Annotated in this window: 16 protein-coding genes; 14 read left to right on the plus strand and 2 right to left on the minus strand. The window is 41.2% G+C overall.

Annotated elements, in window-relative coordinates:
- Window positions 1-231 precede the first annotated feature (231 nt).
- From OCI93_RS04115 to OCI93_RS04150, 8 genes are all read left to right on the plus strand, one after another.
- Window positions 232-1,422 (plus strand): GGDEF domain-containing protein, encoded by a 1,191-nt coding sequence (locus OCI93_RS04115; protein ID WP_261625824.1) that lies wholly within the window; start codon window positions 232-234, stop codon window positions 1,420-1,422.
- 78 nt (window positions 1,423-1,500) lie between these two features.
- The gene (locus tag OCI93_RS04120) at window positions 1,501-2,556 is read left to right on the plus strand and encodes a DUF2066 domain-containing protein (RefSeq protein WP_261625825.1); all 1,056 of its coding nucleotides are present in this window, start codon (window positions 1,501-1,503) and stop codon (window positions 2,554-2,556) included.
- 2 nt (window positions 2,557-2,558) lie between these two features.
- Window positions 2,559-3,266: a DnaA inactivator Hda gene (hda, locus tag OCI93_RS04125; protein ID WP_261592794.1), complete on the plus strand. Its 708-nt coding sequence runs from the start codon at window positions 2,559-2,561 to the stop codon at window positions 3,264-3,266.
- Window positions 3,267-3,444: 178 nt separating this feature from the next.
- The gene (pheS, locus tag OCI93_RS04130; RefSeq protein ID WP_261592795.1) at window positions 3,445-4,425 is read left to right on the plus strand and encodes a phenylalanine--tRNA ligase subunit alpha; all 981 of its coding nucleotides are present in this window, start codon (window positions 3,445-3,447) and stop codon (window positions 4,423-4,425) included.
- 13 nt (window positions 4,426-4,438) lie between these two features.
- Window positions 4,439-6,826 (plus strand): phenylalanine--tRNA ligase subunit beta, encoded by a 2,388-nt coding sequence (gene pheT / locus OCI93_RS04135; protein ID WP_261625826.1) that lies wholly within the window; start codon window positions 4,439-4,441, stop codon window positions 6,824-6,826.
- A 2-nt stretch (window positions 6,827-6,828) separates the two neighbouring features.
- Window positions 6,829-7,128, plus strand: a complete 300-nt coding sequence (gene ihfA, locus OCI93_RS04140) for an integration host factor subunit alpha (protein WP_010362644.1) — start codon at window positions 6,829-6,831, stop codon at window positions 7,126-7,128.
- 130 nt (window positions 7,129-7,258) lie between these two features.
- Window positions 7,259-8,881 (plus strand): EAL domain-containing protein, encoded by a 1,623-nt coding sequence (locus OCI93_RS04145; protein ID WP_261592797.1) that lies wholly within the window; start codon window positions 7,259-7,261, stop codon window positions 8,879-8,881.
- A gap of 140 nt (window positions 8,882-9,021) precedes the next feature.
- Window positions 9,022-9,150: a hypothetical protein gene (locus tag OCI93_RS04150; RefSeq protein WP_261625827.1), complete on the plus strand. Its 129-nt coding sequence runs from the start codon at window positions 9,022-9,024 to the stop codon at window positions 9,148-9,150.
- Between the two features lie 269 nt (window positions 9,151-9,419).
- On the opposite strand, the gene OCI93_RS04155 is transcribed toward OCI93_RS04150, so the two are convergent.
- Window positions 9,420-11,039, minus strand: a complete 1,620-nt coding sequence (locus tag OCI93_RS04155; protein WP_261592799.1) for an alpha-glucosidase — start codon at window positions 11,037-11,039, stop codon at window positions 9,420-9,422.
- A gap of 649 nt (window positions 11,040-11,688) precedes the next feature.
- On the opposite strand from OCI93_RS04155, the gene OCI93_RS04160 reads away from it, so the two are divergent.
- The 5 genes from OCI93_RS04160 to OCI93_RS04180 all read left to right on the plus strand — a co-directional run bounded on the left by OCI93_RS04160 (window position 11,689) and on the right by OCI93_RS04180 (window position 22,032).
- The gene (locus OCI93_RS04160; RefSeq protein WP_261625828.1) at window positions 11,689-14,466 is read left to right on the plus strand and encodes a TonB-dependent receptor; all 2,778 of its coding nucleotides are present in this window, start codon (window positions 11,689-11,691) and stop codon (window positions 14,464-14,466) included.
- Window positions 14,467-14,541: 75 nt separating this feature from the next.
- Window positions 14,542-16,032 carry a tryptophan halogenase family protein gene (locus tag OCI93_RS04165; protein ID WP_261592801.1) on the plus strand — a complete coding sequence of 497 codons (1,491 nt, stop codon included), beginning with the start codon at window positions 14,542-14,544 and terminating at the stop codon, window positions 16,030-16,032.
- 160 nt (window positions 16,033-16,192) lie between these two features.
- Complete coding sequence (locus OCI93_RS04170) at window positions 16,193-18,082, plus strand: alpha-amylase family glycosyl hydrolase (protein WP_261625865.1); 1,890 nt, start codon at window positions 16,193-16,195, stop codon at window positions 18,080-18,082.
- A 2-nt stretch (window positions 18,083-18,084) separates the two neighbouring features.
- The gene (locus tag OCI93_RS04175) at window positions 18,085-19,578 is read left to right on the plus strand and encodes an MFS transporter (RefSeq protein WP_261592802.1); all 1,494 of its coding nucleotides are present in this window, start codon (window positions 18,085-18,087) and stop codon (window positions 19,576-19,578) included.
- Window positions 19,579-19,587: 9 nt separating this feature from the next.
- Window positions 19,588-22,032, plus strand: a complete 2,445-nt coding sequence (locus OCI93_RS04180) for a glycoside hydrolase family 15 protein (RefSeq protein ID WP_261592803.1) — start codon at window positions 19,588-19,590, stop codon at window positions 22,030-22,032.
- Window positions 22,033-22,082: 50 nt separating this feature from the next.
- Here OCI93_RS04180 and OCI93_RS04185 read toward each other — a convergent pair whose 3' ends face one another.
- Window positions 22,083-22,532 (minus strand): YtoQ family protein, encoded by a 450-nt coding sequence (locus OCI93_RS04185; protein WP_261625829.1) that lies wholly within the window; start codon window positions 22,530-22,532, stop codon window positions 22,083-22,085.
- Window positions 22,533-22,864: 332 nt separating this feature from the next.
- On the opposite strand from OCI93_RS04185, the gene OCI93_RS04190 reads away from it, so the two are divergent.
- Window positions 22,865-23,686 carry a trypsin-like serine protease gene (locus OCI93_RS04190; protein WP_261592805.1) on the plus strand — a complete coding sequence of 274 codons (822 nt, stop codon included), beginning with the start codon at window positions 22,865-22,867 and terminating at the stop codon, window positions 23,684-23,686.
- Window positions 23,687-23,763: the final 77 nt, after the last annotated feature.

Raw genomic sequence — 23,763 nt, forward strand, 5'->3', positions numbered from 1 at the left:
AATTTATTTTACATGCTATTTACTTTGTGTGAAGTAAAGATGACAAGATATCTATTCTGTTGTTAATTCTGGTGCATATTTAGCGAATATAAGATCCTAATCTATACTCATTTATATGGTTGATATACGTATGTAGTTATTCTGCATGAGTCATTTTTAGCGAAGTTAATGAGTCAGTTAGCTCGCTAAAATGGGCACTGTTTTAATCAAATTAGTATTAATGAGAGAGTAATGATGACTGTACAAAAAATAGCGAAAGATAACGTTATTGATAGTGTGACTGACATCGTTGCCTGTCTAAATACCAGCAACTCTATTCAAAGATTCTTGCTTGATATCCACTGTATTTTGCAAAAAGTAACTTATGCAGATAATTTTTATGTGGTGTTATTTGGCAGTGATGATGGCGTGCTGAGTTTTCCATATTTTCATGATGTGATGGACAATATACGCGAAGAAGATTTAGGCGATATTGATATTAAAAAGGTTGAAAATACGTTGACTGGGTATGCTGTAAATCAACGCAAAATTTGTAACTTTACTGAACAAGATATTAAAGCGCTGATTGAAAAAGGGAGTATTCAAGTTTTAGGTACAATGCCAAAGCAATGGTTATGCTTTCCGCTTACAAATCGCAGTTCATTTTTAGGGGCATTTATCATCCAGTCCTACCGTAACGAGCAAGAATACTCGGGGGTGATAGTGGATGTGCTTTATACCATTAGTCACGTTATTTCGTCGGCGCTAGATGCTTTTAACAATCAGCGAGCATTACTAGAAGCAAATGAAGCTCTACAAGTTTATCAAAAAGAATTGGAGCAGCGGGTTCAGGAGCGTACGCAAGAGTTACAAAAAAGTTTAGAAGAAGTGCGTTTAGAAGTTACTAAGCGAGAGCAGTTGCAACATCAGCTTGAGTATGAATCTTTACATGATAACTTGACAGGCTTGGCAAACCGAAAATATTTATTCAAAGAGTTATCTCGCTTGTCATCAAAATCTAAACGTATAGCGCTTGAGGTTTATGTACTTTATATAGATTTAGATGACTTTAAACCAATTAATGATACTTATGGACATCACGCGGGTGATGTTGTGTTGCAAACAGTGGCACAAAGATTAACCAAAGAGGTGAGAAGTTACGACTTAGTGTCGCGTTTGGGCGGAGATGAGTTTGTTGTATTGATGACAGAGCCGCTTCACTTTGGTGTGTTAAAGCAGGTTTGTCAGAGGCTACTTGATAAAATCTGCGCGCCTATAGAGGTGGCAGAATCTAAACAAGTTCAATGTGGTTGTAGTATCGGTGTGGCTGGTAATTACGCGCAGATATTCAGCGCCGAAGGCATTTTGCATCAAGCAGATGATGCGCTTTATAAGGCTAAAAATAATGGCAAAAAGCAAATTTCTTTTTCTGTATCAAAATAACATGAGCACGTTATAAAACTTTGCTTTAGGTCATCTTTGCTTTAGGATCATCTTATAAAGGTTTACTTATCTTAAGTTATGGCATTGAGAATATTATTTGTTTTTTGTTGGATATGGTCGTTTCAAAGCGCAGCCGTAGAGGTTACAGATCTTTACCAAAGTGAGCTTTACGTAACTGATAAAAGTCGGGCTACCCGGGTAACAGCGAGCCAGCAAGCATTGTATAATGTGATTAAAAAACTCACTGGACGCCATGAGGAGACAGACTCTGCGTTAATAAAACAAGCCATGCGCTCAATTTCAGACTACATGCTCAAATATGAGTATCTTGAGGTAGCAGATGGCTCTACAAAAATTAGAGTGAGATTTGAGCCTAGTAAAGTTGAAGAGCTCGTGCGTGATGCGCAATTACCATTGTGGGGTAATCGTAGACCTCTCATAGCAATTTGGTTAGTGATTGAAGATAATTTTCGCCGAGAGTTTGTAACCCAAGATAGTTACCCACAATTAGAAAGGTTGATTTATGATACCGCAGCTGAGTGGGGGGTGCCCGTGATTGTGCCTTTATTAGACTTAGACGACTTAGCGAAGGTCAGTGTAGCTGAAGTGTGGGGAAACTTTTCTAAGCCGGTGGAGTCTGCATCGAGGCGCTATAATGCAGAACGGGTGATAACGGCTCGGATGTTTCAGCAACCTAGCAGTAGCAGGTGGCAGTTAGAATGGCGTTATACAGACGCGCAAATGTTTGAAGTAAATAAGTTGGTGGGTGATAAACAACAAACGCTGATCTCGATGATAAACGATTTTTCTTCCGCTTTAGCACAAAATTATGCGATTGACCCAAATCAATTAACGGCCCTACAGACCACGACTTTAATGGTAGATAACTTAAACTCTTTCAGTTCTATTGAATTAGCAAAGCGACAGCTAGTAAGCATGAGTACGGTGGAGGATGTGGATGTAACTTATCGCTCTGGCGATAAAGTGCGTTTTCAAATAAAGCATGGCTCTACCCTTGATGATTTAGTTAAGTCGTTAAATTTAGAGCAAGCATTTAGCGTATACGTTGACCCACATGCTTTTTATCAAATTGCCAATGCAACTAACCTTAGATATAGCTGGGTAGGCGAATAGAGATGAGTAATGAACCTTTACAAATGGCTTTGCCTGTCACACTTCCAGACGATGAAACATTTGCGTCTTACTTTGGGGGAGCACAATCGCTTGAAGTTAATCACTTAAAAGTGTCTCTAAAGAATATGTCGCAGGCTTTTCAATACACTTACTTATGCGGATTAGCTGATTCGGGTAAGTCACATTTGCTTTATGCAACTTGTATACACGCGCAGGAGATAGGACTTTCGACCATTTTATTGAGCCTACGTGAAGTAATTGATTTTGGACCAGCAGTATTGGATGGGCTTGAGTCACTGGATGTGGTGTGCATTGATGATGTGCATTTAGTTGCGGGTGTTGATCAATGGGAAAAAGCACTGTTCAACTTTTTTAACCGCTTTAGCGAGCCAAACAAATGCCTTGTTGTGACAGCTGACTTGTTGCCAAGTATGCTGAACATTAATTTACCGGACCTTGAGTCGCGTTTAGCTTGGGGAACGACTTTTCAGATACGCTCTATGAGCGATGATGATAAAGCAGAAGCACTTGTAAAGCGGGCTAATATGCGTGGATTAGAGTTATCAGATGAATGCGCTCGATTTTTGCTAACGCGTTTAAGTCGCGATATGCGTGCGTTACTTGATGTTTTAGATAAGTTGGACCATGCATCAATGGCAGCACAAAGAAAGCTCACCATTCCATTTATCAAAACGACACTTAATTTGTAATAAATTAGGTGAAAAGCGGCTTATTATGAGAATAATTCGCCGCTAAGCGCCAAGTTTTTACAAATATTCACTTCCAATAGCAAACTCAGCTAAGTTAGGGCTAGAATCTAGGCCTTGCTTTCAGTTATCATTAGCGATTAATACACAGCAAATTACCTCCATAAAAATCAGGTATAGAATGAACTTAGAGAATATTTTAGCGCAAGCGTTAGAAGCCGTTGCACAGGCGAGCGAAATTGCGCACCTTGAGGATGTCCGAGTTAATTACCTTGGTAAAAAAGGTGAGATCACAGGATTATTAAAAACCCTTGGCAAATTAGCGCCAGAAGAGCGCAAAGATGCGGGTGCCGTGATAAACCAAGCAAAGACCAAAGTACAAGATGCTATCAACGAAAAGCGTGAGTTATTAACTCAGCAAGCTCTTGAAAAGAAGTTAGCAGCAGAAACAATTGATGTGACTTTACCTGGACGCACTATGCCTGTAGGCGGCTTACACCCAGTAACTCGTACTATTGAGCGTATAGAGTCATTTTTTAAAGAGCTAGGATTTGCTGTAAAGTCGGGCCCTGAAGTTGAAGATGACTTTCATAACTTTGACGCTTTAAATATTCCTGAGCACCATCCAGCGCGTGCAGATCACGATACCTTTTACTTCAATCCTAAATTGGTATTGCGCACACAAACCAGTGGCGTGCAAATTCGTACAATGGAAGCTGAGCAGCCACCACTGCGCATTATTTCACCAGGGCGTGTTTATCGTAATGACTATGACCAAACACATACGCCAATGTTCCATCAGGTTGAAGGCTTAATGGTCGATACAGACGTCAGCTTTACTGAGCTAAAAGGTATTTTGCACGACTTTTTACGCAACTTCTTTGAAGAAGATATGGAAATTCGTTTTCGTCCCTCGTACTTCCCATTTACTGAACCTTCTGCAGAAGTCGACGTAAAAGGCAAAAATGGTAAGTGGTTAGAAGTATTGGGTTGTGGCATGGTACACCCAAATGTATTACGCTCAGTGGGTATTGACCCTGAAAAGTATACGGGTTTTGCCTTTGGTATGGGGGTAGAGCGTCTAACCATGTTGCGTTATGGCGTTAATGACTTACGTGCATTTTTTGAAAACGATTTAAAATTCCTAAACCAATTCAGATAAGAGTGATGTAAATATGAAATTTAGTGAAAAGTGGTTAAGAGAGTGGGTTAATCCAGCCATTGATACTGAGACTCTATCTGAACAGCTTTCTATGGCTGGTTTAGAGGTGGATGGTTTAGATGCTGTTGCAGGTGATTTTACTGGGGTAGTGATAGGGGAAGTCGTTGAATGTGCTCAACATCCTGACGCTGATAAGTTACGTGTAACTAAAATTAATGTTGGCGAAGACGAGCTGTTGGATATTGTCTGTGGCGCAGCAAATTGTCGCGCAGGCTTAAAAGTAGCAGTTGCGAAAGTGGGGGCTGTATTACCTGGTGACTTTAAAATTAAAAAAGCCAAGTTACGAGGTCAACCATCTCACGGTATGCTGTGTGCGTTTGAAGAGCTTGGTATGGCAGAAAGTTCAGAGGGTATCTTAGAATTACCTACTGATGCACCTGTTGGGCAGTGTATCCGCGAATACTTTTCTTTAGATGACGTTACTATTGATGTGGATTTAACGGCTAACCGCAGTGATTGTTTAGGCATTAAAGGTTTAGCACGTGAAGTAGGCGTTTTAAATTCACTTGACGTTTGTGCAATAAATATTGAGCCAGTGCCGCCGAGCATTGACGACAAAATAGCCATAGAGCTTGTTAATAGTGCATCGTGCCCGCGCTACCTAGGCAGAATCATCAAGGGTATTAACCTTGATGCAACGACACCACTTTGGATGGTTGAAAAGCTACGTCGCTCGGGTGTGCGCTCTATTGACCCTGTCGTTGACGTTACCAACTACGTATTGTTAGAGCTTGGTCACCCAATGCATGCTTTTGATTTAGCTGCGATTGATGGTGGTATTAAAGTTCGCAACGCGAACGAGCAAGAAGAGTTAGTCTTGCTCGATGGTAATACCGCTAAGTTAAACTCGTCTACATTGCTTATAGCTGATGACAATAAAGCGTTGGCGATGGCGGGAATTTTTGGTGGTGAAGCGTCTGGCGTAAAAGCAGGCACCAAAGATATTTTATTAGAAAGTGCCTTTTTTGCACCGCTTGCGATTGCTGGTCAAGCGCGTAGTTACGGACTGCATACCGATGCGTCTCACCGCTACGAACGTGGCGTGGACTATACACTTCAACACGATGCTATGCACAGAGCGACAGCATTATTATTGGAGATTGTAGGCGGTCAGGCAGGCCCTGTTGTTGAAGCTGTGTCAGAAGCTGATTTACCAAAAGAAAAATCTGTAACGTTACGCCGAGAGCGTTTAGATAGAGTGATAGGCCACCCTATTGCTGATGATAAGGTGAGCGATATTTTAGCGCGCCTTGGCTTACAAGTCAGTTTTGAAAATGATGTTTGGCAAGCAATAGTGCCTAGTTATCGTTTTGATATCAGTATCGAAGAAGACTTGATTGAAGAAGTTGCACGGGTGTTTGGTTATAACAACATCCCCAATGTAGCACCTAAAGCTGCGTTAAAAATGACCCATCATGCTGAGGCGAATGTGCCTGTTGCCCGCTTGCGTAACGAGCTAGTAGCGCGTGGTTACCAAGAGGCTATCACATATAGCTTTGTTGACCCTAAAGCGCAGCAGTTACTTCATCCACAGTCTGATGCATTAGTATTGCCTCATCCAATTTCGGTTGAAATGTCAGCAATGCGAGTAAGTTTGATGACGGGATTAATCAATGCCGCTGTTTACAACCAAAATCGCCAGCAACCACGTATTCGTTTATTTGAGCAAGGTTTAAAGTTCTTATCTGATGACTCGGCAGAAAATGGTGTTGCACAAGTTGCTGTTTTAGGTGGTATTGTCTATGGTAATACTCATAATGAGCATTGGTCTATTGCATCTCGCCCCGCTGACTTTTTTGATATTAAAGGGGATGTAGAGGCGTTATTAGCTTTAACAAATGATCGTTCACGTTTTAGCTTTAAGGCGCAGGAAAATGATGGCTTGCATCCAGGTCAATCAGCAGCTATATATTTTGATGATGTAAAAGTTGGCTTTATTGGCGCAGTTCATCCACAATTACAAAAGTCTCTAGGTTTGAACAGTACGGCCTATGTATTTGAAGTTGAAGTGGATGCATTAAGTACTCGCAAGCTTCCAGAAGCGGTAAATGTGTCTAAATTTCCATCAAATCGCAGAGATATTGCTATTTTAGTTGCAGATGACGTAAAAATAGGCGATATTTTAGAAAGCATTGAGAAAGTTGGCGGAAATCAATTAGTTGACCTAAACTTATTCGATGTGTATAAGGGCAAAGGTATTGAGCCAAACTTTAAGAGTTTGGCGATTGCTCTGACACTACAAGCGGTTGATAGAACACTCGAAGAGAAAGACATCAATCAAGTTGTAGACAACGTGGTGGCCGAATTGGCCAAACAATTTAATGCATCGTTGAGGGACTAGATATGGCGCTTACTAAAGCCGACATAGCTGAACACCTATTTGAAAAATTGGGGATAAATAAAAAGGATGCCAAAGACTTAGTTGAAGCGTTTTTTGAAGAAATCCGCTCAGCGCTTGAAAAAGGAGAGCAAGTTAAGCTCTCTGGATTTGGTAACTTTGATCTTCGTGACAAAAAAGAGAGACCGGGTCGAAACCCTAAAACAGGTGAAGACATTCCTATCTCTGCGCGTCGCGTAGTAACTTTCCGTCCAGGTCAAAAACTGAAGACTCGCGTCGAAGTTGGTACCAGTAAAGAAAGTTAATATTTTTTAAAAGTTGAAGCTATTCTTAAGGCCTTGGGTTAACACTCAAGGCCTTTTGTTTTGTCATAAATTAGTCATACATATTATTTAAACTTGTACCTCTTAAAAATGGCAGGCTGGAGTTTAGATCATGCCAAGGGCATATATGTTCGCAAAGCAATTAAGAAGCGTTGCGTTAGCTTGGCTGGCTTGCAGCTTTATATTTGGTATTTTACTTGCATTATTATTTTTACAGCACCGTGATAGCGAAAAACACCACATTCAAAGTATTGCAGAAAAAGTGCACTTTGAACTTAACTCGCAAATTAAAGAGATAGATGAATTTTTGAATCAGGCTCAGTCGCTTGATGTAAGTTGCCCGCCTGAAACACTATTTAGATTGCGCCAGCAAGTATTTAAAAACCCTGCAATGAGTGAAATTGGTATTGTTAATCAAAAAGGCCAATTACTGTGTAATTCCTATGAGCGATTAAATCCACCGATTCAAACAACAGCGCCAATAAAAGCAGATGGGTTAAGATACCATGGTCCTATCATTAGTGAATATATGGAGGCGTCTGCGTTTGTACTGGCCAGAACACGACCTGATGGCTATGAAATTAATGTACTGTTACCCAGTGATTGGTTACGTCATACGTTGGAGTTAGAGCAGTATTCTGGTCTTGACTTTATCGCGTTAGTAGATAGTCAAACAGGTGTACCTATTATATTGAAAGGCCATTATAGTTTACCGCTAAACGAGCCTTTATTTCCTATTAAAAGATCAGTACAAGCGCAAGGAGAGTTCGATGATGGGCAAGGTAAATACCTATATGCTAAACCACTGGCTTCATTACCTAAGCTTGCGATTATAGCGAGCAGCAACAGCCTATCTATTTTTTTAGTTGCCCCATCGTCTTTGAGCGTATTGGCTGTGTTGTATCTATTTGCATGGGCCGCTTTGAGCTTTTTACATCATCATTATGAGCAGCGACAATTGAGTTTAAAATCTCAGCTCAAACACGCCATTGCAAAGCAGCAGTTATTTAATGTTTATCAACCTTTGATCGATGCAAAAACCCAAAATATTGTTGGGGTGGAAGTGTTGATCCGTTGGCAGCATCCGACTGAAGGTGAATTAGGGCCTGCATATTTTATCCCAGAAGCAGAGAGAAGTGGGGCGATTGTGGCAATATCAATTGCGCAAGTGGATACTGCGCTGGAGGAATTGGCTCCCTTGTTTACTCAAAATCCTGATTTTAAAGTATCGTTTAACGTCAATGGTCAGCTCCTTTGTTGTCAAGAATATCTAAATACACTTTATAAAGCACATCAACAGATAAACGCTTTGACCATTGAATTGACAGAGCGAGATGTATTGTCACAACACCAAGTACAGCAAACTTTAGAACAATTAGTTCATCAAGGCATAGAGGTCGCAGTCGATGACTTTGGTACGGGTTATTGCGGGTTACAATATCTGCAGAGCTTTCCAATTGATTTGTTGAAAATAGATCAGAGTTTTGTCGCGTCGATCGGACTTGATAATTTGCAATCCCCCGTTCTTAACGCTGTAATTGAAATGGCGAATAAGTTAGACAAAAAGTTGATAGCAGAGGGGGTAGAAACACCTCATCAAGCAGCCTACCTTGTCAGTAAAGGTGTGACTGTACATCAGGGTTGGTGCTACTACAAAGCGTTGAAAATAAATGCTTTGAAAAAAATAACCCACACTAATACAGCATTGTCTTTGGCAAATATTAATGCGGCTTAAATTGAGTTGATCAACACCATAAACTGATATAAAAAGCCCTCTTATGGGTAATTCTGATCAGTTAAGAAATATTTAACGATCCATTGACTGACTTCTGAATGCTTCAAAGTCCGATATTTTTTATTGATATCGGATTTTTTATGTGCTTTGAAATAGAGTTAGCAACAACTTTTGATGCTTTTGAAAAGCTTGCAGAAATACTATCGCCTCAATTAATTGAGCAAGGCTTTAAGCAAGCCAGTCTAGCAACTGTTAGAAAGCGTCGATAACCTTTAGAGACTGTGCTTCAATGGCAGTGACTCAACTTTTTTGCCGCAATACCACTCATATCGCCATGAAAATTCCGAAGCACAATACCCAATTACTTAAACAATTAAGTTACTTTAAATTACCAGCAAAACAAGAAGGTAGGCGTTATCATAGATAGGTTAAGGCAAAGTTTTCTAAATATCCGGCTAATAAAAACAGTAATGCCAATCAGCTTAACTGACTGGCATTACCTATTATGGGGCTTTTTATAGTGAATAAACTTTTTACACTATAAGTAAGCAAAGTAGCAAGCAAATGCAGGAAGGTCTATTTTCCCTTTATTATAGCTACCAGTGTTATGTTTGAGCTTGCATTGCTGAGGATTATTAAGTTCTATAGGCATTGCTTCGTGTGTTTGGGATAAGTTAAATACGCATAATATCGTTTTGTTTGCGTAGTGTCTGTAAAACGCCAGTATGGGTTCTGCGGTTTCTACAAACTCAATATCGCCGTAAAGTAGTTCAGGTATTTGTTTACGCCACGCCATGAATGCTTGAAAGTATGTTAATACTGAATCCGACAGTTGGGATTGCTGCTTGACGGAGCGCAATGTGTGTTCATTGCATATAGGTAGCCAAGGTGCCTTGGTGCTAAAGCCTGCATTTTCATGTTCTGATGTCCATGGCATGGGAGTGCGACAACCATCGCGGCCTTTGAAGTTTGGCCAGAAAGTAATACCATATGGGTCTTGTAAGTCCTCAAAAGCGACATCAGCTTCACTTAATCCAAGTTCTTCACCTTGATACATACAAACACTGCCACGTAATGAACCAAGCAATGCGCTCAGCATTTTTACTTGCTGGTTATTGACTGATTTACCATCTATGTGCCAGCGACTCGCAACACGTTCAACATCATGATTACTAAATGCCCAACATGGCCAACCCTGTGTCATCACTGACTCAAGTGTGCTGACTGTTTCTCGGATATACTGTGCGCTGTAGTCTTTTGTTAGTAATTCAAAGCTATAGCCCATATGAAGTTTATCATCATCAGCTGTATATTCAGCCATGGTTTGTAAAGAGTCTTCGGATGATATTTCACCTAAACTTACGGTGCCTGGGTAGCGGTCTAACAATGTCCGGATTTCTTGCATGAAGGCCAGATTTTCAGGTTGGGTATTATTATAATAATGGTACTGAAACGCATAAGGGTTATCTTCACTAAAGCCGCGCCCTTGACGCAGTGCTTTTGGTTTAGCTGGGTTATCGCGAAGTTGTGCGTCATGATAGCAAAAGTTGATTGCATCGAGACGGAAGCCATCTACGCCCTTTTTAAGCCAAAACTCTACGTTGTCTAATACCGCTTTGCGCACATCTGGATTGTGAAAGTTCAAATCAGGCTGTTCAGTGAGAAAGTTATGCAAATAGTATTGGCAGCGTCGAGGCTCCCATTGCCAAGCTGTTCCACCAAAAATTGATAGCCAGTTGTTAGGGGCGCTGCCATCAGGTTTGGCGTCTGCCCAAACATACCAATCGGACTTTTCATTATCTGCGCTTTGACGGCTATCGATAAACCATTGGTGCTCGTTAGAGGTATGACTTAATACTTGATCAATAATAATTTTGATATTGCGCTGATGTGCTTGCTCTATTAATGTATCGAAATCATTTAAATTACCAAACATTGGGTCTATATCGCGATAGTCGCTAATATCATAACCAAAGTCTTTCATTGGAGATTTAAAAAATGGTGAGATCCATATCGCATCGACACCCAATGATTTAATATAATCTAATCGGTCTATGATCCCTGGTAAATCACCAATACCATCACCATTTGTATCTTGGAAGCTACGAGGGTATATCTGATAGATAACCGCACCTTTCCACCACTGCTGTTGAGCCATGTATATTCTCCAAATCTCTGCTCAATGCCACAATATTTTTATGTGTGTTTACATAAAAAATAGCTTTGGGGCAATAATGGCAAAAAGCATACGTTATCCCCTAAATACTGTAAAAAGGTTACATACGTATGCAGTATAAATACCTAAACAGGGGCTAAGGGTTTTCAGCTATATTTCATTTGAATATTATGTAATAAAAGTTTACCAATTTGGCTTAATGCATGAATTTAAATTTAAAGTATTTGTTTTTATTGGTTTGGTATGGTTTTAATTGGTATTACCAATTTGTATTTTGTAATCTTAAAAGGTGAAACTACGATTTAGACTGTGCTTTTAAATAGCAAGAATATGAGTTCACGTTAAGTTTAGTGCATACAGTCGCTATATATTTGTGACGCGACGCGGTTAATTTATAAATCAATAAAATTAATAAAAACAAGTTGTTATACTTGTGGTTGTGAAATAAATGTAAAGCTAATTTGGTTGGGTTTGGCTTGAATACGTATGCATAAAGTTGTGTATAAAATTGGCTGGGGGCTAATATGCATCCTGACAACAAAAGTAGCTGGCCACCCATACGCTTGTAATTTAAACAAGCAGCTAATAATAACGTGACCAGTAATAAATTGGGTAATTGGGATAAAACACTATGTCTATGTTCAAACCAAGCATGTTAACACTTGCACTCGTTGCTGCGGGGGTTGTATCACACACCACCTTTGCGGCTGAAGAAACGGCGAAAAAAGTAGAAGTAATTGAAGTTAAAGGCTTTCGTGCCAGCGTTGTTGAATCAATCAACACCAAACGTTTCTCTTCGGAGGTTGTGGAATCAATCTCGGCTGAAGACATAGGCAAATTACCAGACTCTTCTATTGCAGAATCGATTGCCCGATTACCGGGGCTAGCTGCGCAACGTCTTGATGGCAGAGCAAGTAAAGTGAGTGTTCGAGGCTTTAGTGAAGACGAAAGCGCTACGACATTCAATGGCCGCGAGCAAGTGTCGATTTCAGACAACCGAGGTGTTGAGTTTGACTTATACCCTTCGGAAATAATGAGCGGCGTAACCGTTTACAAAACACCAAGTGCAAACTTAGAAGCTGAAGGTATTGCAGGTGTTATTGACATGCAAACCATTAAGCCACTGAGTGTTGATGAACGTGTCGTGCAAATTAACACCATGTATGAAAAGACCAGCTTCGATAAATTAAACCCGGATGGGGATGATGCTGGTTTGCGCGGTACATTTTCATATGTAGACAAGTTTGCTGATGATTCAGTTGGTGTTGCACTAGCACTGACAACTATGACCTCACCAAACCAAGAAAAACGATGGAATGCATGGGGTTACCCAACTTTTGGTGACGACGACAAGTATTCAATCTTAGGTGGTGCTAAACCTTTTGTCCGTTCTTCAACGCTTGAGCGTGATTCAGCCATGTTTGTATTAGAGATGGCTCCATCGGATAACCTGTCTATGGTGTTTGACGCACTATATGTTGACTTTAAAGACAAAAAAATATTACGCGGTATTGAGATCCCATTTGCTTGGGGGCAGGGGACTATTTCAGAGCAAAGTGCAGTGTTTGATGAAGCGTCAGGTTTTGTTACTAGTGCCATCACTGAGGGGCAGCGTGTAGTCGTGCGAAACGATTATGAAGAGCGCGGTGCAGAGTTAAGTGCGTTTGGTTTTAATACTAAATATAACGTGAATGATTCTTTAACACTTGAGCTGGATGCGAGCCACTCAAGTGTTGATAAAAAAGTGTGGAGCCTTGAAAGTTACTCAGGTACTGGGCGCGGTGATAATCGTGGTGCTGCAGATACCATCGGTTATACATTTAATGGCGGCAATACCGGCGCGCAGTTTTCGCACCAATTAGATTACAGTGACTACGATTTAATCAAAGTGGGCGGGCCTCTTTCTTGGGGCGGGAGTGCGGCACTTAACGATAAATACGGTGTGAGTGAGACCGAATATAAAAACCAATTACAAGATGGTTTTTTAAATACACCAACAGTTGAAGATGAATTAAATACCCTGAAGTTAGCTGCAAAACAAGCGTTAGATAACGAATTTATCTCAAGCGTGGAAGGTGGCGTCTCTTATCGTAAGCGAGAGAAAAACAAGGTATCAGAAGGCTACTTCTTAACTCTAAGTGACTTTTCTTACCCTGATAATACCGGCATGATGGTTGTACCTGAGCAGTATCGATTAGGCACTGCAAGCTTAGACTTCATTGGCATGGGGGACATGATAGCGTATGACTCAAAAGCGATGGTTGCTGATGGGCAGTTTTCACAACTGGCAGAAAGCTTGACAAAGCCTGATCATACAACCAAATCTTGGCGCGTAGAGGAGCAAGTAACTGCAGCGTTTGTTCAGGCAAATATTAATGCTGAGATCGCCAATTTACCTCTAAGTGGTAATGTGGGTGTGCGTTATGTAAAAACTAAGATCAATACACAAGGTGCAATTGCAAGGAATACGGGTAATGGCCAGCTTGCTTTCACTCCAAGTGATGTAGAAAATGACTACTCTCATGTTTTACCGAGCTTGAATCTATCATTAGCAATAGATGAGACGCAAACTGTGCGCTTTGGCGCGGCAAAAACCTTATCTCGTCCACGTATGGATGAGATGCATGCATCACTGGCTAGAGAGTACAAACAACAACCGGATGATAATGGCAATAATTGGGAGATCACCGGGGGTAACCCTAATCTAGCGCCAAAAGAGGCAACGGGTCTGGATTTGAGCTATGAAAATTACTTTAGTGCAGAAGGTTATTTTTCGGCTGCATTATTTCATAAAGAACTCGATGTATGGACTTTTGATGGCTCGGTTGAAGAAGATTTAGCCGGTGTTGTGAACCCTTCAACAGGTGAAGTGCCTGAAAACACAACTGCAACGAGAAAGTACAAAGAAAATGGTGGCAGTGGAGATCTTTGGGGTTATGAACTTGCACTGACATTACCATTTAACTTATTCCATGACACTCTTGAAGGTTTCGGCATTATTGTTAGCCATACAGGTGTTAAACAAGATGTGAAGGACCAGTATGGGAAAGAGTACAAACTGCCTGGTCTGTCAGAAAAAATTCAGAGTCTAACCGTATATTACGAAAACCATGGTTTCCAAGCGCGCACAAGCATGCGTAAGCGCAGTGACTTTAAAGGTGAAATAAATGGTGTTGGCTTTACTGGTGTTCAGGTGGATATCATGGGCGAAACCATTTGGGATGCGCAGCTAGGGTATGACTTTGGCGAGGGTGGATTTAACTCATTAGAAGGTTTAGCGGTTAGCTTGCAAGTGCAAAATATCACTGAAGAGCCATTTACCGCGCTATCCGGTGATAATGCATTGCAAGTGCGTGACTACCAAGATTATGGTCGCACCTATATGCTAGGATTAAGCTATAAGTTTTAATCGTTGACACGCGATTAAGCCAAAGCCCTTGTTATAAAAACAAGGGCTTTTTTGTATCAAATATGAGGCGTTGCTATGTCTACTCAAAAAATTAAGCAAGTTGTGATTGTTGGTGGTGGCACGGCAGGGTGGCTCAGTGCTACGTTTCTAGCCAAAGTAATGGGTAAACTGATCAATATTACATTGCTGGAGTCAACAGGTATTGGCACTGTTGGTGTGGGGGAGGCGACCATTCCACCACTACAGCCTTTTAACAGCGCAATGGGCATTGATGAAGCTGCTTTTATTAAGGCAACGAAAGCAACCATGAAGCTTGGTATTCAGTTTGAGGGCTGGGGAAAGGTGAATAGTTGCTATATGCATGCTTTTGGTGCAATTGGTAAAGATTTTGCATTTTGTGAGTTTCACAACCATTGGTTATACGCGCAACAGCAAGATAAGCAGAACGACTTTTGGGATTTTTCTTTAAATTACCAAGCAGCGAAACAGCACAAGTTTTCAAAACTCAATACTATTGCAGGCACTAATTTACCAGGAATTGCTTATGCCTATCATTTTGACGCCGGTTTATATGCAAAATTTTTGGCTGAACACGCTAAAAGCATGGGCGTTGAGCACATAAAGGCAACGGTACATAAGGTAATAAAAGATAATCTCAGCGGCAATATTAGTAAACTGGAGTTAGATAACGGCGCGCAAATAAGTGGCGATTTATTTATTGATTGCACTGGTATGCACGGCTTACTAATAGATAAAACACTTAACACGGGGTTTGAGGATTGGTCGCACTGGTTACCTTGTGACAGAGCTCTGGCAGTTTCATGTGAACCTCCAAATGATGAACGCGCACCTTACACGCGCTCTATTGCACATCAAGCAGGGTGGCAATGGCAAATACCCTTACAGCATCGCATTGGAAACGGATTAGTATACGCCAGTAAGCACTTAAGTGATGAGCAAGCAAAACAGTTATTACTAAACAATTTACCCGGCGAAGCGCTCGCAGAGCCAAAACTAATACGCTTTAGAACGGGACGTAGGCTCAAAGCATGGCATAAAAATGTAGTTGCCATTGGCTTATCGAGTGGTTTTTTAGAACCTTTAGAGTCAACCAGTATTCACTTAATCCAAACGGCGATTGTACGCTTGGTTAAGTTATTTCCTCATCACGGGATTGAGCCTAGCCAAGTTGCACTTTTCAATGAGCAATCAAAGACTGAATTTGAACGTATTCGAGATTTTATCATTTTGCATTACAAACTTAATGAGCGAGACGATTCTGATTTTTGGCAGCAGTGCGCAAATATGGATATTCCTGATAGTTTGGTAAAAAAAATGCATTTGTTTAAGCAAACAGGCCAGTTGCTGCGTGAAGATGAAGAGTTATTTGCGCAAGTGGCTTGGTTGCAGGTCTTTATTGGTCAAGGTTTAATCCCCAAGCAATCTCACCCTTTGGTTAATAGCATGAATGATGAACAGCGTGCCTCTTTATTTGACAGTTTGCAGACTTTAATTCAGCAGACAGTATCGGCTATGCCGACGCATACCGACTTTTTAAAAAGATAAATAACGCAAAAATGTGTATAAACACCTGCAATCTCACAGGTGATGTATGACTTACATATGAATACCCGCTTTGAATACGTATGCAGGCTGTTCAACCAACATGATAAGCCAAGGTAGACTGCTATAAGCCACATTATGACAACAAGTGACAAAAAATTTAATGATAAATAAAAAAGCAAAGTCCACAACGCGGGTGTTAAAGCGCGCAGTTGTCGGTGTGATGTGTAGCAGTCTATTAGTAAGCTGCTCTGAGCATGATGAACACGCCAATAAGGCGCGTATAACCGAGCTACATAGTGCCGAGACTCAAGTGAGTAAGCCTGTTGTATATCAAGTATTTACGCGCTTATTTGGTAACACAAAAACCGCTAATATCCCTTGGGGCACCGTTGAGCAAAACGGTGTGGGGAAGTTTGCTGATTTTAGCCCAAAAGCATTACAAGAAATAAAAGCGTTAGGTACAACGCATATTTGGTATACCGGTGTGTTGCACCATGCTTTGGTGACCGATCATAGCAAATTTGGTATAGCGGCGGATGACCCCGATGTAGTAAAAGGGCGCGCAGGTTCTCCTTACGCGGTAAAAGATTACTACAATGTGAACCCCGATTTAGCGATTGACCCAAGTCAACGCTTAGCTGAGTTTGATGCGCTTATAGCGCGAACGCACAAAGCCGGTATGAAAGTGATCATTGATATTGTGCCAAACCATGTTGCACGTAATTACCAGTCACTGTCTGCACCTCAAGGGATAACAGATTTTGGTGCCAATGATGACATCACAAAAACTTATGCTAGAGATAATAATTTCTATTATGTTGTCGGCCAAGACTTTAAAGTGCCTAAGAGTACTGAACACCTGCCGTTAGGTGGCCAACATCACCCACGTATTGATGGGCAATTTGTTGAGTCTCCAGCTAAGTGGACGGGAAATGGGGCTCGTGCAGCAGCACCCGATATTAATGATTGGTATGAGACTGTAAAAGTAAACTACGGGGTAAAGCCAGATGGTAGTTATGACTTTCCAAAGCTACCAGATGGCTTTGAGACAAAGTCAGTGTCTGATCATTATAAATTTTGGCAACAGCATGACCTACCTGACAGCTGGTATAAGTTCAGGGATATTACTCAGTACTGGTTAAATCGTGGCGTAGATGGCTTTAGATACGATATGGCTGAGATGGTGCCGGTGGAGTTTTGGAGCTTTTTAAATGCATCTATAAAAATGCAAAATCCAGAGGCATTTTTGCTTGCAGAGGTTTATAACCCTGCGCTTTATCGCGATTATATCCAAAAAGGTAAGATGGATTATTTATATGACAAAGTGGGGTTCTACGATAGCCTAAAAGCATTAATGCAACAAACGGGCAGTGCAAAAGCGGTATTTGAACAGCATTTGAGTGTGAGCGATATTGCAAAACATATGCTGCACTTTTTAGAGAACCATGATGAACAACGTATCGCTAGTGCTGAGTTTGCAGGCGATGCGCGGATGGGAAAACCTGCGATGGTGGTTTCTCATTTAATCAGTAAAGCGCCTAGTATGTTGTATTTTGGCCAAACGGTTGGCGAAGATGGCTCAGAGCAAGCGGGCTTTGGCAAGCCAAGTCGTACCAGTATTTTTGATTATATTGGTGTACCCGCTCATCAAGCGTGGATGAATGGTGGCAAGTTTGACGGCGGGCAGTTGAGTGAGCAGCAGCGAGACTTAAGAGCCTACTACGTTAAACTCATGTCGTTGAGCACAATGCCTGCCATTGTGGCTGGCGATTTATTATCGGTAGACTTAGAAGCTGACAGTATTGATGCGCAACAACGAGTGATGGCATTTGCGCGTTCACTCGGTAACCAAAAGCTGGTGGTTGCGAGCAACTTTGATGCTGCAAGCACCCATACCGTTAGTTTGCAGTTACCTAAAAACTGGCAACAGATAACTCAACTTACCGCGCGTGATTTACTAGAGCAGCGTGGCGTTCAAATTGTACAAGATAACCAAATAACCATCACTTTAGCACCGCGCGCCAGTGTGGTTTATTTACTTGAGGATTAGCCATGGAACAACAAAAACCGAACTTAAGCTTTTGGCAAATCTGGAACATGTGTTTTGGCTTTTTAGGGATTCAATTTGGCTTTGCCCTGCAAAATGGTAACGTCAGCCGTATTTTTCAGACTTTAGGTGCATCGGTAGATGATATTCCTATTTTGTGGGTTGCAGCGCCGCTCACAGGGTTAATTGTGCAGCCAATTATTGGTTATTGGAGTGATAAAACATGGGGCCGTTTAGGTCGTCGAAGACCGTTCTTTTTATATGGTGCTATTTTAACGACTTTATCATTATTCATTATGCCTAATTCACCAACGCTTTGGATTGCCGCGGGCGTGTTATGGATAATGGATGCATCAATTAATGTCACGATGGAGCCATTTAGAGCGCTGGTGGGTGACAACTTAAATGAAAAGCAACGGGCTACTGGCTATTCAATGCAGAGCTTTTTCATTGGTATTGGGGCTATTGTGGCATCAGCGTTACCCTGGATGATGACTAACTGGTTTGGCATAAGTAACACCGCGGGAGAAGGGCAAATTCCAGAGTCGGTCAAATTTGCTTTTTACTTTGGTGGCGCTATTTTATTTTTTGCGGTGATGTGGACCATTATTAAAACCAAAGAATATAGTCCTGAGCAATTAGCGCAATTTGATGGCCAATTAAACAGTACACATGAAACCAATGGCTCGCTCAAAATTATTAACTATGCCAAAGGCGCTATGATATTTGCAATTTTGGGTGGGGGGTTATTAGCGAGTGTGTTTACATTTGAATTAGAGAAAGAGCTTTATTTACTCGCAGCATTGCTTTTAAGCTTTGCTATGGTGCAGTTAATTGCAGGCTTTTTACAAAATCAGCAGCGTGTTAACGGCGGTTTTTATCAGGTTATTTATGATGTATTTACGATGCCATCAACCATGCGACAACTTGCCGTGGTGCAATTTTTCAGTTGGTTTGCCTTGTTTGCAATGTGGATTTATACCACTTCAGCGGTGACTAGCTTTCATTATGGCAGCTCAGATGTTACCAGCCAAGCCTATAACGATGGCGCTGATTGGGTGGGCGTTTTGTTTGCTGCCTACAATGGTTTTGCCGCACTGGCTGCGATTGTAATACCTATTATGGTGAAGCGCATTGGTTTGGCTAAAGCACATTGTGTGAACTTGCTGTTAGGCGCGGGGTCATTAATGAGCTTTATGTTTATTCATCAGCCACAAATGTTGTGGTTGCCCATGGTGGGGGTTGGGTTTGCATGGGCATCAATTTTATCTTTGCCTTATGCCATGCTGAGTAACTCATTACCAAGTCACAAAATGGGTGTATTTATGGGTATTTTTAACTTTTTTATCGTGATCCCACAACTATTAGCAGCCAGTATTTTAGGCTTAATTTTAAGACACCTATTTGATAATCAACCTATATATGCACTGGTGATAGGTGGTGTCTCTTTTATTTTTGCTGCCGTGTCAGTATTACGTGTTAAAACCACCGCCGTTTAGGAGAAAAGTATGAAAAATAAGATTAATAAACTTACTGCAGCATTATTGACTGTGGGCCTTGTTGGCTGTGGTAGTGCAAGTTATGAAGCGCCTAGCGCAACTGTATCACAAACGGTTTCGCCAGGTGCGCCGGGCGATAAGCCATTTTGGGCATATTCAGGTAAAACAGGTATTGGCACCTCTTATGAGGCTTATGTCGATGGTCAGTATAGCGATAAAGCAGCCACAGGTACTGTGTCAAAAGTATGGTTCTCACTTGCCAAAGGCATGGTTACTGAAACTATGTTTGGACTTATTCATCAAGCGCAACTTAAAGACATGCAAATGATAGTCACAGGCGTTGATAGTGAAGGGCGTGCATTTAGTGTTAAAGAGAGCGATGACGACGCGTTTGAGGTCACAGTTGATTACTTGTATAAAGATAACGCAGGTCGACCATTATCGTTGGCCTATAAAATAATCAGTAAAGACAAACAAGGTCGTTTTGTATTAGAAAAGCACGTATTTACAGACCCTGATGGACAAAGCTTATTTGTACGCGCGCACATTAAAAATAACCTTAAAACACCACTTCAAGCCTATGTCTCTGCCAACCCGTACATTAATAATAATGGTATAAATGACCACGCAAAAGTAACTAAACAAGGATTACTGGCTTATGAAGGTGATAATTATTTAACCTTGCAAGTTAAAGGTGGTTTTGAAGTTGCATCTGTTGGCTTTATTGGGCAAAGCGATAACCTTACATCGTTGATGCAAACGCAAAAGCTTGCGAAAACATATGATTGGACAGGCGATACATCAGGTAATGTCAGCCTACTGGGTAAGCTGGGTAATGTTCAGCAAAGTGCAGAGTTTGATTTGGTGCTGAGCTTTGGTTCATCACAACAAACAAGTACTAATCAGGCACAACAAACGTTAAACAACGGCTATCAATCGGTACTTGATGCCTATAATGGCAAAGGTAGTGCACTTGGATGGGAAGATTACCTCACTTCGCTAAGCCCAATGCAGCGTTTAACTCCATATAGTGCTGACCAAGGTAAGTTGCTATATACCAGTGCGTTAGTGCTTAAAGCACAAGAAGATAAAACTCATGCAGGGGCTTTAATCGCTTCATTATCTAACCCTTGGGGCGATACGGTATCAGCTGAAAAAGGTTCAACTGGCTACAAAGCAGTGTGGGTACGTGATTTTTATCAAGTTGCAATGGCATTTATGGCAATGGGGGATACGCAGACTGCGAAAACCGCCTTTGAATATTTAGAAAAAGTACAGGTAACTGATAAAACGCCAGGTAACAAGGGTGACACTGGCTGGTTTTTACAAAAGACCCATGTTGACGGTGAGCTTGAATGGGTAGGTGTTCAGCTAGATCAAACTGCGATGCCAATTATGCTAGCTTGGAAGTTACACCAAGCTGATGTGCTAAGTGATGATGAATTAAGCTATTGGTATACAAAAATGCTCAAACCTGCTGCGGATTTTTTAGTACATGGTGGCAAAGCAAAAATCCTCTGGAACGATACGCAGATCACGCCTCCAGCAACTCAACAAGAGCGTTGGGAGGAGCAAAATGGTTATTCTCCGTCAACTACGGCGGCAGTAATAGCAGGTTTGGTGACTGCGTCTGATATCGCTAAACACAGTGGTGACATAGCTGCTGCTGAGCGTTACCTTGAGGTCGCGCAACAATATGATAAGCAAGTTGAAGCGTTGATGTTTACCCGCGATGGTGTGCTTGCAAAACAGGCAAATAGCACTGCAACGGATGGACAGTATTTTTTTAGAATTGGCCAAGACTCAAACCCAAACAGCAATAGTAAAATTAACAGTAACAATGGCCGTGCTGGCATGAACAAAAAGGCCATTATTGATGGTGGCTTTTTAGAGTTAGTGCGTTATGGCGTGCGTTTGGCAGATGCACCAAGTATTTTGGCGACATTGCCAGAGTATGAGGATGAAACTATGACAGATAACTTAAGGGTGAAATACAGCTTTACCTTTGCGGATGAAACGGGCACATACCCAGGTTACCGCCGTTATGGTAATGATGGTTATGGAGAAGATGAAATTTCGGGTACTAATTACGCTGAAGGGGGCAGTAACACTGCAGGTCAACGTGGTCGTGTTTGGCCGTTTTTTACTGGTGAACGTGGGCACTACGAAATTGCTTCAGCCGTATTAAGTAATGATTTATCAGCTCAGAAAGTGAAGCAAATTCAACAAACTTATGTTAAAGGTATGGAGTTGTTTGCGAATGAGGGCATGATGCTACCCGAACAAGTTTGGGATAATGTGGGTGTGAATCCACGTGGCTATGAATTTGGAGAAGGCACTAATTCAGCAACACCTTTAGCTTGGACGCATGCCGAGTATATTAAACTAGTACGTTCATTAGCAGACAAGCAAGTTTGGGATCATTATCCAATAGTTGAAAAGCAGCTTAAATAAGCAGCATGTCATAAAAACAGCGGGCTTTACCCGCTGTTTTTCTATTCAAATTAGTTTAATTGATCAGATAATAGATAAGTAAGTACTTCAACAACCTGTTCAGGCTTAGTTGCCCATGCTTGTGCTGAGCCATCAACTTCTTTCAAAGGGTGAATTAACGCCTCATCATGCAGTGTAATGTAAGGCTTTCCCAGTGCAGCGCAATAGCCCGCGTCAAACGCAGCATTCCATTGTTTATATTGTTCACCAAAACGAATTATCGCGACATCTGATTTTTCAATAAGGGTTTTAGTGCGTATTGCGTTTACTTTGGCTGATTTATGGTCGCGCCAAAAGCCATTACTTTCCTCTGATAAACAGTCACCTGCAGCATCGCTCGCGGCATGATTTGTTACGGCTGATGAAAACTGAATATCTAGATTAGCCGCTTTACATCCATCGATGATTTGCTTTCGCCAATCGGTGTGTATTTCTCCGCTAAGATACACTCTAAAGGCCATGACAATCCCCACTTTATTTATTGTGTATTTAGAGTAACGTAGTTTGACAACACAATGGAAGGTACATTCTATTGGTTAAGCGAATAAACTGTGGTAGCGTGTTCAATAATATCGGCTTTAAATTTAGGACCTCATTTATAACAATATTTTAAAACATTGATCATTCTCGTGAGCTAAATGACTTATTTACGGCGTTAAAAATTACTCATGTAGAATAACGACATACTGAAATTTTTTGCCTGATTACTAAGCCATCTATCTGTCGTAGTATCCGGTCATTTATTTAATGCAATTGGTATTAATCAACAACCTACTTCACTAAAGGAAATAGTATGAAAAACATTGTGTTGTTAGCATTCTTAGGGATGTCTTTACCAAGTTGGTCTATTGTGCAAAGACATGATGTTGCCAATGAGCGTTACCTCGCTCAATCAGCACCAGACTATCTTATCGATATGCCCGGTGAGGGCCATGGTTCATTAATTAAACCTAACTGGATCGTGACTGTTGCACACCTTATTTTTTCTGATTATACAGGGCGAAAGATTACCGTTGCAGGAAAACAATTTACCATTGAGCAAGTGATTATTCACCCAAGCGCACATAAACCAAACCAAGCCCTTTTAAAGGGCGATGCGCAGCCGTTGATGGACTTTATGAAAAGCACCAGTGATATTGCCTTAATTAAACTAACTGAAAATGTAACGCATGTTAAACCAATTGCATTATACGCAACCAGTGATGAAGCAGGTAAAACCATTACTGCGTTTGGTCGTGGCTCGACTGGTAATGGTATTGATGGGTCTGTATTTGAAACAAAACGCGAAAAGGTGCTACGCACCATGGAAAATATAGTTGATGTGGCACAAGGAAATTGGCTTTCGATAAGGCTGGATAACACTGATAAAGGGTTATCATTGGAAGGAATAGATGGCTCTGGAGATAGCGGGGGCCCATTGATTATTACTAAACATAATAGGCAATATCTTGCTGGTATGTTTAGTTGGGATTACGTCGAAGGCGACCTTCAGTCTTTTAAACATGGGTTATATGGAGGAAAGTCATACCAAGTTCGCATTTCGGCCTACCTAGATTGGATAAACCAGCAAATCTTTTCACACTCAGATGTACTAATTAACCTCAGCTCTGAATAAGCGAATTTGGCCAAATATCTTCAGAGTATGATTCAAGTCAGGTTAGCTCCAGTACACTCACTGTTATTATAAAGTTT

The organism is Pseudoalteromonas holothuriae (assembly GCF_945859825.1).
GTDB classification, from domain to species: domain Bacteria; phylum Pseudomonadota; class Gammaproteobacteria; order Enterobacterales; family Alteromonadaceae; genus Pseudoalteromonas; species Pseudoalteromonas holothuriae.